Here is a 12,459-nt window from a genome sequence, read left to right on the forward strand (position 1 = left end):
CAAGGGGGGTGACGGGGGATGGCCGGCATCGGCATCAGGCCGCTCGGCGAGGACGACCCCAAGCGGCTCGGTCCCTACCGGCTGCTGTGGCGGCTGACCACGGGCGGCATGGGGCGGATCTACCTGGCGCGGTCCACGGCGGACGGCCCGCTCGTGGCGGTCAAGACGCTGCTCGCGGAAGGCGTCGTCAGCGAACCCGACCGGAAACGGTTCGCTCGCGAGGTGGAGCTGGCCCGGCGGGTCGACAGCGCCTACACGGCGCGCGTGCTCGACGCCGACGCGCGGGCCGAGCCCCCGTGGATGGCCATCGAGTACGTTCCGGCGCCCTCCCTCGGCGACCTGGTCCGCGCGGCGGGGCCGCTGCCGCCGCCGGCCCTGCCCTGGGTCGCCGCGGGCACCGTACAGGCCCTGCTCGCCCTGCACGACAAGGGCGTCGTGCACCGTGACGTCAAGCCCCAGAACATCCTGCTGCCCCTGACCGGGCCCCTGGTCATCGACTTCGGCATCTCGCACGCCATCGACAAGACCACCACGTCGCTGACGCTGGGCACCATCGACTACACGTCGCCGGAGCAGGCGCTCGGCAGGCGCTCCACCCAGGCGTCCGACGTGTTCTCGCTGGGCGCGACGCTCTTCCACCTCGTCGTGGGCCGCGCACCGTACCCCGAGACCGACGACGGCCCTCTCCAGCGGCTGGCGCGGGTGCAGGCCGGCAGGCTCGACCTGACCGGGCTGCCGGCGGAGCTGGCCCCCCTGGTCCGCCCCTGCCTGGATCCCGACCCCGATCGGCGCCCCGCCCTCAAGGACCTCTTGGTGCGCTTCCTGGAGAAGGCCGACCGGGCGCCCGCGCGCCGGTCGGAACGGCGCTGGATGCCGGTGCGCTGGACGGCATTGATCAACGCGTACGAGGCGCACGGGCGGGCGTTGGGCGCGGACCGGGGTGCCGCGGCCGCGATGGACGACGAGCACACCCGCCCGGTGCCGCCGCCGGCGCCCACCCTCCTCGACACCCGGGAACGGGCGGCCCGCCGGGAACGGGAGCGGGAGGCACGGGAGGCCCGCGAGCGCAGGGAGCGGGAGCTGCGCGACCTGGCAGCGGCCGCCGCGCGCGCGAGGGCCGCGCAAGACGCGCGGGCCGCGGAGAAGCGGAAAGAGGAGGCGAGGAAGAAGCAGCAGGGCACACCGCGCCCCGCACCGGGCGCGGCCGGCCGACGGGGCACGGCGGGCAAGGGGGACTCGTCGGGCGGCGGCTGGGCCCTGGCGGTCCTGCTCGTGCTCGCGCTGGCGATCTGGCAGCCCTGGAAGCACGACGACACCTCTGGCTCCAAGGGCGAGGCGTCACCTCGCTCGTCGTCGAGCCCGCTCCTGACGGGCAAGAACGGCGCCTCCCCCAGCGCCCCCCGGGGTACCACCCGCGACACCGGTCCGGACACCGGCACCGGGGCGCGCCCGACGGCTCGGACGGACTCCTCGGACCGCAGCGGCGCCGAGCCCGTGCCCAGGGCCACGTCCCCCGCCCCCGACCCCACGGAAAAGGCGTTCGCAGCCGTCTCGGTCGGTGACTGCCTGGCCGTCTACGACACCGGCCGCCGCGGCACCACCATCGACTGGAGCGCCGGCCTGCCGCCGAAACCCGTGTCCTGCGGAAGCCAGTCGGCGGGCGTCGTCCGCGTCACCAGCACCACGGACAGCGTCTGCCCCGGCGGCACGGGCAAGGCGTCGTGGACGTACGCGTCGCCCGCCTCGGGCAGGACGACGAAGCTCTGCGTCACCCGCGTCTACCTCAAGCACTACTGCCTGCTCGGCAGGAAGTCCGGCGACAGGGTCACGATCGGCCCGATGACCGCCGTGGACTGCCGGGCCCAACGGGTCCCCGCCGCCTACAACCAGGTCATGTACGTCACCGGGGTCTACCGCGCCCCGGCGGGTGCCGGTGCCCGCGACTGCGTGCAGGGGCCGAACGACCGGAGGAGGTACTGGGCCTGGCTGGTCGACGGCGGCGACACGTTGCTCTGCACGACGGTCTTCCAGACGGGCTGACCGCGGCGGGCGGCCGGCGCCCGCCGGGGCCGTCACGCGGGAACGGGTGGGCGGGCGCCGACGACTGCGACCGCCTGGGCGCCGGCACGACAGCCCTGGCGGGCGGCGGTGGCCGGGTCGCGGCCGGCCAGACGCGCCGCGAGGAAGGCCCCGGTGAAGGCGTCGCCCGCGCCCGTGGTGTCCACGGCGGTGGCGGGCTCGGCCGGGACCCGGGCGACGACCGTGCCGGAAGCGGCCACCAGTGCGCCCCGTGAGCCGACTGTGGAGACCACGAGGGGGAAGAGGCGGCTCAGTTCGGCCGCCGCGTCGGCCGGCTCGGGCAGGCCGGTGAGCAGTGCGGCCTCGTCGTGGTTGGGCAGGAGGACGTCCGCCCCCGCGACGGCGGCGAGGAAACGGTCCACTCCGAACCGGGCGATGAAGCCCGCGGAGGCCGGGTCGACGCTCACGGGCACGGACCGGGCGCGGGCCGCCTCCACCGCCCGCCGGACGGCCGTGCGGCTCGTACCGTCGAAGAAGAGGTACCCGGACACGTGCAGATGACCGGCTCCGGCCAGGAGGTCGTCGCTCCAGTCGGCGGCCGACAGGCGCAGCACCGCTCCGCTGTCGGTGAGGAAGGTCCGTTCGCCGTCCGCGCCGACCAAGGAGATCACCGTGCCGGTGGAGGCCTCGGGGTCGGTCACCAGGTGGGGGCGGACGCCGGCTGCGCGCAGCGCGTGCTCGTGCCGGTCCACCGCGTCCGCGCCCACCCGGGCCAGGAGCCGTACGTCCCAAACACCGCAACGGGCGGCCCAGCAGGCCACGTTGGCGCCCGCGCCGCCGGGGAGCACGGTGATGCGGGCCGCCGTGTCGGTGGCGGGGGCGAGCGGTGCGCGGTGGCGGGCGACGACGTCGGTCACCACGTCGCCGACGACGAGCAGGGCCCCGGGCCCGGCGCCGGTCATGCGGCGTACGCCCCTGCGATCTCGGCGGCCAGGCGCGCGTTGCCCCGCACCGCGGCCACGTTCGCCTCCAGGGAGGCGCCGTCCGTGTGCCGCACGAGGTGGTCGAGGAGGAAGGGGGTGACCGCCTGGCCGGTGACCCCGTCCCGCGCGCACGCTGCCAGCGCCTCGGCCAGCACCCGGTCGTGCAGAGCCGGGTCCAGTTGTTCCGCGACGGGCACGGGGTTCGCGACGACCAGAGCCGACGGCGGACCGCCGAGCGCGTCCTGGGCGCGCAGCACGCCGGCCACCTCCGCCGCGGAGCCGGCCGTCCAGTCGACCGGCTCGCCGGAACCGCTGAGGTAGAAGCCCGGGAACTCCGTCGTCCGGAAGCCCAGCACACCGACGCCCAGCGTCTCCAGGCGCTGTAGCGTCGCCGGCACGTCGAGGACCGACTTCACCCCCGCGCAGACCACCGCGATCCGCACTTTCGCGAGCAGGTGCAGGTCCGCCGACTCGTCCTGGCTCCGGGTCCACTGACGGTGGACGCCGCCGAGGCCGCCCGTCGCGAAGACCCTGATCCCGGCGCGTGCGGCCAGAAAGGCGGTCGCGGACACCGTCGTCGCCCCGCCGGCCCCGGCGGCGATCGCCGGCGCCAGGTCCCGGTGCCCCAGCTTGCGGAGGCCGTCCTCGCAGGCCACCCGCGTCAATTGTTCCTTGTCGAGGCCGACATGGGGTCGTCCGTCCAGCACGGCGATCGTCGCGGGCACGGCGCCGCCGGCGCGCACGACCGCCTCCAGTTCCTCCGCGACCTCCAGGTTCCGCGGCCGGGGCAGCCCGTGCGCGATGATCGTCGACTCGAGGGCGACCACCGGCCGGCCGCGGTCGAGCGCCTCACGCACCTCGTCCGAGACGACCAACAGCCGCTCATCTGACATCTCTGACATCGCAGGCCCCTTCCGTCACGCCATGCATGGCGTTGCTCACTGGATCCCTGATGCACAGAGCTGTTCCCCGGCCCATGCCGTCGGAAGCCTCGCCGAAGGGGGTCACGCGACGGGGCGGTAGCGGACGTCGCGGAACGGCCAGTCGGAGGCGAGCCACCGCTTGACGGCCTCGAACAGCGGCTCGTCGAGCTCGGCGCGGTCCGCGCACACCCACGAGCGCACCTCCGTCACCTGCGGATCCGCGTGCGAGGGGTAGATGTACAGGCACCCGACGACGGTCCCGTCGTCGTCGAGCACCGTGTACGTGAACCCGGCTCGCCGCGCGAAGTCACCGGCATGACGTTCCAGGTCACGCAGGTTCTCGGCCAGGCTCATGCCGGCGGCCGGGGGCCAGCCGCGCTGCTCGAAGCCCGCGGTGCCGCGGATGTGCCCGATGCTCGACGTCCAGGCGGCGTGGTCCGCCGCGTTGTGCTCCGGCCCCAGGGGCTCCAGACGGAATCCCCGGCCGGTGAGGCCCGAGGGAACGACGAAGTCGTCCGGTACGAATCGATGGTCGGTCATCCGAGAAGGCTATCCAGCGCACGGGCACGGCCTTCCTCTCCCGGTAGCACGCAGCCGCCGCCCTCGTCACCGCGCCGGTCCGGGGCCGTCACCGGCCGGCCGGGCCGTTCGACGGGAGCTGTCAGGTCCCACCGACGGCAGATAGCGCGGCGCCCTCCAGGCGTTCAGGCGGTGCTCCACCGCGGCCCCCAGCGACAGCAACGCGGCGTCCTGGTGGTCGCCCGCCATCAGCAGCACTCCGACAGGCAGCTCGTTCACGGATCCGGCGGGCACGGACAGCGAGGGGTAGCCGGCGACGGCCGCGGGCGTCGAGGACGGGATGATGTCGTTGTCCCCCCGCGCGCAGTCGGTGGTCCAGGCGGGCGGGTTCGTCGGCGCGGCGAGGGCGTCCAGGCGGTGGGTGGCCAGGGTCTCGTCGATGGAACGCCGGGAGAGGGTCTTCAGCTCGGCGCGTACGGCACGGTAGTCCGGGTCGGTGGTGGGGGGCGCGGCGAGGGCCCGCTCGAAGAGTTCCTGACCGGCGAAGCAGGTCCGCTCCGCGGGGTGGCTCCGGTTGAACTCGACCAGTGCGGCGAGGTCGTGCGGTCCGTGGCGTGTGGCGAGATAGGCGTTGACGTCCCGGCGGAACTCGCTCAGCAGCGCGGGGAACTCGAGCTCGGCGATGCGCTGCTGGTACGGCGGCGTCACTTCGACGACCTCGGCCCCCGCTGCCCGGAGCCTGTTCGCCGTACGGGTCATCACGGCGTCCACCGCCGAGCCGAGCGAGGGCAGCCGCCACAGGCCGATGCGTCTGCCCCGCAGGCCGCCGGAACGCGGCAGCCGGCCGGGCGGGGCGAGGGGGCTGCCGATCCGCGAGCCGGCGCCGCCGCTCAGTACCGACAGGGTGAGCGCCGCGTCGGTCACGTTGCGCGCCATGGGCCCGGCGGTGTCCTGCTCGGCGGAGATCGGCACCACTCCGTCCCGGCTGACCAGCCCGAGACTGGGCTTGTGGCCGACCACCCCGTTCATTCCGGCGGGGCAGACGATGGACCCGTCGGTCTCGGTGCCGACCGCCACCTGCGCCAGCGAGGCGGCGAGTGCGGCGGCCGAACCGGAGGACGAGCCGCACGGGTTCCGGTCCAGCACGTACGGGTTGTGGGTCTGCCCGCCCACCGCCGACCACCCCGACGTCGGCTTCTCCGCGCGGAAGTTCGCCCACTCGGACAGGTTCGTCTTGCCGAGGATCACCGCGCCGGCCTCCCGCAGCCGGGTCACCAGGGCGGCGTCGGTGTCCGGCGGGCTCCCGGCCAGCGCCAGCGACCCGGCCGTGGTCAGCATATTGCGGGTGTTCACGTTGTCCTTGAGCAGGACGGGTATGCCGTCGAGCGGGCTCCGGGTGGCGCCCTGCCGGTGTCTGGCGTCGCTGGCGGCCGCCTGGCGAAGGGCCGTCGGGTCGGTCCGCAGGACCGCGTTGAGCCTGGGGTTGAGGGACTTGACGCGCCGCAGGTAGGCGGTGGTCAGGGCCGACGAGGTCAGGGAACCGTCCGACATGCGGGCCTGCAGCTCCGGGATCGTCACCGTGTCGAGGTCGATCCCCAGGGCCGGGGACGCGCCGGCCGGCGGACGCGCACGGCCGGCGCCGGGTTCGGCGGCGCTCGCCAGCGGGCCCGGTGCGCCCGCCAGAAGGGCCCCCGCGACCAGAGCGACGATCAGCGTGGTGGTGCTTCTTGTCGTCATGGGGGTAGCGGACTACACGCCGAGATTCCGGCGCAAGGGTGCGCTTCGCGCGCACCGCCGGAATCCGGGCCCCGCCGAAGCGGGGCCCGGATTTCCGTTCCGTGGGGTTACGGGGCCATCTCGTACGCCCCGGCCAGGGCCTCGACGCGCTCCCAGACGCGTGCCGAGCGGGCCTCGTCGACGACGGGGCGGCGCACCGCGCCGAGCGCCCAGCGCTGCTGGTCCTCCGTGGCGGAGTCCTTGCCGTGCAGCTCGACGGCGTGCGCGGAGAAGTCGCGGACGAGGACGGCGAACAGCTCGTCGAGCACGTCCTGGTCGAGGCCGGTCAGGCGGGCCTGCTCCAGGATCAGCTGGCCGTGCACGACGAGGGCGAAGAGCTGGCCGATGGCGAGGAGGAGGTCGAGGTCGCGGCTCTGCTCCTCGTCGGGGGCGGCGGTGGTGACGAACGCGCACAGGGCGTCCGCCTGCTCCCGGAAACGGCCGACGTTGGGCACGTCGGCGTAGGCGTCGTAGGCGGTGCGCCAGTCGTGGAAGCGGACGGCGCCGAGGCCGCGGGCCGGTCCCTGGCGGAAGAGGAACGCGTCGTCGGCCGCGTCGAGGCGGGTCGGCACGGGCGCGTACTCGGCCGGGTTCAGCAGGTGGTTGCCCATGAACTTGAGGATCAGCGCGAGGTTGACGTGGACGGTGCCCTCCAGCTTCGGCAGGCCCCGGATCTCGGTGGCGGCCTGGGCGAAGTAGGTGTCCTTCTCGAAGCCCTTGGCCGCGATGACGTCCCACATCAGGTCGATGACCTTCTCGCCCTCGGTGGTCACCTTCATCTTCGTCATGGGGTTGAAGAGCAGGTAACGGCGGTCGTCGGGACCGGCGGAGCGGAAGTAGTCGACGGCGCGGTCGCTGAACAGCTTCATCCCGACGAGGCGGACGTAGGCGTCGGTCAGCTCGCGGCGCACGTGGGGGAAGGCGGTGACGGGACGGCCGTAGAGGATGCGGTTGTGCGCGTGGGTGACGGCCTCGTACATCGCGTGCTCGCAGATGCCGATCGCGCCGGTGCAGAGGTTGAACTTGCCGACGTTGACGGTGTTGAGGGCGGCGTCGAAGGCGGCGCGGCCGGTGTGCAGGACGTCCTCGGCCGCGACCGGGTAGTTCTCGAGGCGGAACTCGCTGACGTACTTCGACGAGTCGACGACGTTCTTGACGAGATGGTACGCCTCGTGGCGGCTGTCGGCGGCGAAGAAGACGTAGCCGTCGGGCCCCTCGACGTCGGTGCGGCGGCCGAAGACGGAGACGAGGCCGGCGGCGTTGCCGTTGCCTATGTAGTACTTGGAGCCGCTGGCCCGGAAGCCGCCGTCGCCGTCGGGCTCCAGCAGCATGTCGGTGGAGTAGATGTCGGCGCCGTGCGTCTTCTCGGACAGGCCGAAGGCGAACACCTCGCCCTGCGCGAGCAGTTCCGCGGCACGCGCGCGTGCGGCGGCGTTGTCGCTCTGCCAGACCGGGCCGAGGCCGAGGATGGTGACCTGCCACGCGTACCAGTAGTCGAGCCCGTAGAAGCCGAAGATCTCGTTGAGGGCCGCGATGCGGGCGGTGTCCCAGCGCTTGTCCTGCTGCCCGTCGGCGGCCGCGGCCGGGGTGAGGAAGGTCGCGAACAGGCCCTCCTTGGCGGAGAAGGCCAGGAAGTCCGCCAGCCAGGCACGGGAGCGGTAGTCCTCGATCAGCTTGCGCTTGCCGCGCTCCTCGAACCAGTCGACGGTGGCGCGCAGCAGCCGGCGGGTCTCGGGGTCGAAGTGCGCCGGGTCGTAGGTGCGGGGGTTGAAGAGAAGCGGGTCGGCCATGGCTGTTCGCCTTTCCGGTCGAGGGCGGGTCAAAGGGGGGAACGGGGGTGGCGCTCGGGTGGGGAACGGGGGGCGCTCGGGTCAGCCGCCCGCCTCCGGCCCGTGGATGCGGTGGAGGGTGGCGAGGACGTCGTCGAGCCAGTCGAGCGTCATCCGCTCGTAGGCGATGCCGCCGCGCAGGACGACGTGCTGCAGCTCCCGCCCGGCGTCGAGCGTGCCGGCGGCACCGGGCCCGGTGAAGTCGCGCCGTTCGCCCGCCAGGTAGTGGGCGAGGCGCTCGCTGTGCACCCGGTGGTGCCGCTCGACCTCGCGGATCAGCACGGCCGGGTCGTCGAAGGCCGCACCGCGGATCTTCACGGCCAGGTCGTGCCGGATGCTCTCCGGTTCGACCGGCTCGTGCAGCCACTGGGAGAGGGCCTCCCGCCCGGGGGCCGCGACGGAGTACTCCTTCTTGTCCGGCCGGCCCTGCTGGGCCACCTCGTGGACGTCGATCCAGCCGTCGCCGACCATCCGCTTCAGGACGCGGTAGATCTGCTGGTGGGTGGCGGTCCAGAAGTAACCGATGGACCGTTCGAACCGCCGGGCCAGCTCATAGCCGGAGCCCGGCTTCTCCAGCAGGGAGACGAGGATCGCGTGCTCGAGCGCCATGCCCTGGATCATCTATGCAACTCGTTTCATAGGCAAGAGGGCCCGGCCCCTGTGAGACCCGGCTCACCCCGCCCGGAACCGCCACGCCGCCGCTCCGGGCGCCCGGAGCGGCGGCGTGGCGGTTCCGGTGCCGTCCCGGCGCGCGGCTCGGCCGGTCCGGGCCGCGCGCACGCCGCGGGAACCGGCGCCCGTGCGATGAGTGGAAGACCGCACTCCGGCGAGGCAGGCTGGACCCATGCGGTCACTCCGCCGCCCTCTCCCCCGCCGGGGAGCGAGCGGTCACAGCCGGTTCCTCTTCGCACTCGCGCAGTGCGTGCCGTTCGCTCTGGCGCTGATCGTGGTGGGGATCGAGTTCTCGCCCGCACACTTCCTGTACACCGGCCCCCTCCTCACCGCGACGCCGGCTCTGGCCGCGGTGACCATGGGCCCCAAGGGCACCCTTGCGGCAGCGGGGCTGGCCCTGGCCATCAGCGTGGCCACCGCCACCCACAACCAGGCGTGGGGCACCCAGCAGGTCTACACCAACCTCACGGCGATCCTCCTGGTCTCCCTCGCCAGCGTCATGACGAGCAGCGCCGCGCACACGCGGCGGCAGAGCGAGCTGGACCAGGTCCGCCGCATCGCCGCGGCGGCGCAGAGGGTCCTCCTGCGGCCCGTTCCCGCCCGCCTGGGGCCGGTGCGCATGGCCAGCATGTACCTCGCGGCGGAGACGGGGGCTCAGATCGGGGGCGACCTGTACGAGGCCGTGCAGACGCGGTACGGGGTCCGGATGATCGTGGGGGACGTGCGCGGCAAGGGGCTGCCGGCCGTGCGCCTGGCGGCGGCGGTGCTGGGCGCGTTCCGGGAGGCGGTGCACTACGAGGCCGATCTGGTGGAGGTGATGAACCACTGCGCGGCGGCGCTGCAACGGGAGCGCGCCGTGTCGGCCCTCTCCGACCGCGGCGCGGGGAGCGTGGGGGCGGACCAGGTGGAGGACTTCGTCACCGCGCTCGTGGCCCAGGTGCCCGACCTGGCCACGGTCCAGGTGGTGAACCGTGGCCACCCTCCTCCCCTGATGCTGCGCGAGGGTGAGGTGCGGGCCCTGACGCCCGCCTCTCCCCTTCCGCCCCTGGGCCTAGAGGAGTTCGTCACCGGCCTTCGGTCGGAACCGGAGAACTACCCCTTCACGTCGGGCGACCGCCTGCTGCTGCACACCGACGGCGTGATCGAGGCCCGCAACCGCGACAACGACTTCTTCGCGCTGCCCCAGGCCATGGCGAGCGTGCACGACTGCGCCCCGTCGGAGTTCCTGGAACAGCTGCACCAGGCGTTGATCCGTCACACCGAGGGCTCCTTGGCGGACGACGTGGCCATGGTGCTCGTCGACCGGCTCGACGAGGAGTCCGGCGACGTTCCCCATCACACCGTCGCTCAGCCGGCCGGGTCCCCCGGGGTCTCCAGCGGCTCGGGGACTTCGCGCAACCGCACGGCCAGGGCGGCGATGTCGTCGTCGAGCCCTCCCCCGCTGTAGTGGAGGAGGTCGCGGTGCAGGGCGCCGAGCAGTTCCCGGGGGCCCGGCGGGGCCTGCCGGCGCATCCAGGCCGCCAGCGGGAAGAACTCGCCGTCGCGGTCGCGGGCCTCGGTGACCCCGTCGGTGTAGAGGAGCAGCAGGTCGCCGGGGACGACGCCGAAGGAGTCGATGCTGTAGTGGTCGCCGGTCAGCTCCGCGAGGTTGAGGAGCGGCGAGGGGGCGGTGGGTTCCAGGGTGCGCAGTTCTCCCCGGCTGAGGAGCAGCGGCGGGGGGTGTCCGCAGTTGAGGATCCCGATGCGGCTGCCCCCGTGCGGGATCTCGACGAGAAGGGCGGTGGCGAAGCGTTCCATCAGGTCCTGAGGGGGGAACGCGGCGCTGTAGCGGGTGCTGCTGGCGTCCAGACGACGGGCGACGCTGCCCAGGTCGGCCTCGTCGTAGGCCGCTTCCCGGAAGCAGTTGACCATCGCCGCGGCCTGTCCCACCGCCGGCAGCCCCTTGCCCCGGACGTCGCCGATGAGCAGGCGGACCCCGTACCGCGTGTCGACCACCTCGTAGAAGTCGCCGCCGATGCGGGCCTCCGCCGCGGCCGCGAGGTACAGCGCCTCGATCTCGACGCCCCCGAAGCGGCGCGGCATCGGGCTGAGGACCACCTGCTGCGCCGCGTCGGCGACGAGCCGCACCTGGAAGAGGGTCCGTTCCCGCTGCAACCGGACGTGGCTTCCGTAGGCGGCCGCCACGGTGACCGCGACGATCCCCGACGCCGTCCACCACGTCCCCAGGCCGGGGAACACGACGCCGAGGCCGATCATGAGGAACAGGCAGACCGTCCCCAGCAGGACGGTGGGGAGCACGGGCCACATGGCGGCGGCGAGGGCCGGCGCCGCGGGCAGCAGACGGCTGAAGGCCACCTCCCTGGGGGTGGTGTACGCCAGGGTGGCGATGACGACGGTCAGGATCACCGGCGACAGCAGGGTGAGCGGCCCCCGGTCGGGGCGACGCCGGAGCCGCGGCCGTCCAGGCTTGATCACAGCTCATAGCATATCCATACAAACCAGACGCAGCGCTCCGGCGGCCGGGCCCGGCCACCCGCCCCGGAGCCCCCTTCCCGCCGGCCGCACCGCAAGCCCCGACGCGGCCGCGCGGGAGTCGTCCACGGCCGCGCCTCGTCCTCGTTCACCCGTACAGGTGATCAGGGTGGGGAGAACGGTCAGGAGGCCCCTTCGTCGGCCTCGTCCAGCGCCCTGACGAGCAGGGCCGCACTCTGCACGTAGGGAGTCCGCCCGCCCGGCCAGTGGATGCCCGTGCCCGTCATCAGACGGGTGACCCGGGACGTGATCAGGCTGAACCGGAAGGCGGAGAAGACCTCGTAGAAGGTGAGGTCCCGCAGCGGACGGCCGAGGAGGGACGCGTAGGCCGCGACGGTCTCCTGCCGGCTCGGCAGGCCGGGGAGCCGGGGCAGGCCGAGGCCCTCGCTCAGGTAGCGGTCGGTGAACAGGTACCAGGCCAGGTCGCTCTCGGGTGCGCCGAGCGTGGCCATCTCCCAGTCCAGGAGGGCGACCGGCGTGTGGCCCGAGTAGATGATGTTGCCGATGCGGGCGTCGCCCCACAGCAGGCGCGGCGGGTCGGGCTCCTCCGGGCGGTGCTTCCGCAGCCAGTCGGCGGCGCGCGCCACGACGGGATCGTCCTGGACCCCGTAGAACTCGAGGTGGGCCAGGCACTCGCCGAACTGGCGGCCGATGCCGGCGGCGCCGTGGGCCGGGTCGTCCAGGAAGGACAGGTCCAGGGCGTCCGGGTCCAGGCGGTGGAGCCTCGCCATCACCCGCAGACCGCCGTTCCAGACCTGCGCGCGGTCGGCCGGGGGGAGTTCCGCCAGCCAGCCCGACCGGTGGTACGAGGGGATGTCCCCCGGTACCCGCCCCTCGATCCGTTCCATGACGACGAAGGGGGCGCCCAGGAGGTCGCCGGAGGGTTCGCTGCCGTGGATCCTGGCCACGGGCACGTCCGTTCCGGCCAGGAGTTCCTGAAGCCTGACCTGACGGTGCCACGGGGACTCCGGCAGCAGGCGGTGGCCGGCCGGAGCCACCCTGACGGCGAGGGGCCGGACCAGGCTCCGGCCCCGGTGGTCCCACGTCGCGTCGCACAGGAGGGTCTCCCCGCTGAACCCCGTCTCGGCGGGGGTGCTCAGGGAGCCGACCGTCGGGGTCCCGTCAGCGGGGAACCGGTCGGTCAGCCATCGCGTGATCACCTCGCGGGCGCGGGACGGATCACGCTGCGGCGGCACGGGCATGCCT

General features: G+C 73.6%; 10 protein-coding genes. 2 read left to right on the plus strand and 8 right to left on the minus strand.

Annotated features, from left to right (window positions below; translation table 11 throughout):
- The first annotated feature begins 18 nt into the window (after positions 1 to 18).
- The gene (locus CYQ11_RS02040; RefSeq protein ID WP_099198048.1) at positions 19 to 2,040 is read left to right on the plus strand and encodes a serine/threonine-protein kinase; all 2,022 of its coding nucleotides are present in this window, start codon (positions 19 to 21) and stop codon (positions 2,038 to 2,040) included.
- A 32-nt stretch (positions 2,041 to 2,072) separates the two neighbouring features.
- Here CYQ11_RS02040 and CYQ11_RS02045 read toward each other — a convergent pair whose 3' ends face one another.
- From CYQ11_RS02045 to CYQ11_RS02070, 6 genes are all read right to left on the minus strand, one after another.
- On the minus strand, positions 2,073 to 2,981 hold the full coding sequence (locus CYQ11_RS02045) for a carbohydrate kinase family protein (RefSeq protein ID WP_099198049.1): 909 nt from the start codon (positions 2,979 to 2,981) through the stop codon (positions 2,073 to 2,075).
- On the minus strand, positions 2,978 to 3,904 hold the full coding sequence (locus CYQ11_RS02050) for a pseudouridine-5'-phosphate glycosidase (RefSeq protein ID WP_240003221.1): 927 nt from the start codon (positions 3,902 to 3,904) through the stop codon (positions 2,978 to 2,980). The genes CYQ11_RS02045 and CYQ11_RS02050 overlap by 4 nt, the downstream gene beginning before the upstream one ends.
- A gap of 102 nt (positions 3,905 to 4,006) precedes the next feature.
- A complete protein-coding gene (locus CYQ11_RS02055) occupies positions 4,007 to 4,465 on the minus strand; it encodes a GNAT family N-acetyltransferase (RefSeq protein ID WP_099198051.1) in 459 nt (152 codons plus the stop codon).
- 66 nt (positions 4,466 to 4,531) lie between these two features.
- On the minus strand, positions 4,532 to 6,181 hold the full coding sequence (locus CYQ11_RS02060) for an amidase (RefSeq protein WP_104650942.1): 1,650 nt from the start codon (positions 6,179 to 6,181) through the stop codon (positions 4,532 to 4,534).
- A 107-nt stretch (positions 6,182 to 6,288) separates the two neighbouring features.
- Positions 6,289 to 8,010 (minus strand): acyl-CoA dehydrogenase family protein, encoded by a 1,722-nt coding sequence (locus tag CYQ11_RS02065; RefSeq protein WP_099198052.1) that lies wholly within the window; start codon positions 8,008 to 8,010, stop codon positions 6,289 to 6,291.
- 81 nt (positions 8,011 to 8,091) lie between these two features.
- The gene (locus CYQ11_RS02070; protein ID WP_099198127.1) at positions 8,092 to 8,658 is read right to left on the minus strand and encodes a PadR family transcriptional regulator; all 567 of its coding nucleotides are present in this window, start codon (positions 8,656 to 8,658) and stop codon (positions 8,092 to 8,094) included.
- A 235-nt stretch (positions 8,659 to 8,893) separates the two neighbouring features.
- On the opposite strand from CYQ11_RS02070, the gene CYQ11_RS02075 reads away from it, so the two are divergent.
- Positions 8,894 to 10,168, plus strand: a complete 1,275-nt coding sequence (locus CYQ11_RS02075; RefSeq protein WP_099198053.1) for a PP2C family protein-serine/threonine phosphatase — start codon at positions 8,894 to 8,896, stop codon at positions 10,166 to 10,168.
- Here CYQ11_RS02075 and CYQ11_RS02080 read toward each other — a convergent pair.
- Both CYQ11_RS02080 and CYQ11_RS02085 read right to left on the minus strand, forming a co-directional pair.
- Positions 10,069 to 11,196 carry a PP2C family protein-serine/threonine phosphatase gene (locus CYQ11_RS02080; protein WP_099198054.1) on the minus strand — a complete coding sequence of 376 codons (1,128 nt, stop codon included), beginning with the start codon at positions 11,194 to 11,196 and terminating at the stop codon, positions 10,069 to 10,071. The genes CYQ11_RS02075 and CYQ11_RS02080 overlap by 100 nt on opposite strands.
- Positions 11,197 to 11,375: 179 nt before the next feature.
- Positions 11,376 to 12,455 carry a phosphotransferase family protein gene (locus CYQ11_RS02085; RefSeq protein ID WP_181143546.1) on the minus strand — a complete coding sequence of 360 codons (1,080 nt, stop codon included), beginning with the start codon at positions 12,453 to 12,455 and terminating at the stop codon, positions 11,376 to 11,378.
- Positions 12,456 to 12,459 lie beyond the last annotated feature (4 nt).

The sequence above is a fragment of the Streptomyces cinnamoneus genome, assembly GCF_002939475.1.
GTDB lineage: Bacteria > Actinomycetota > Actinomycetes > Streptomycetales > Streptomycetaceae > Streptomyces > Streptomyces cinnamoneus_A.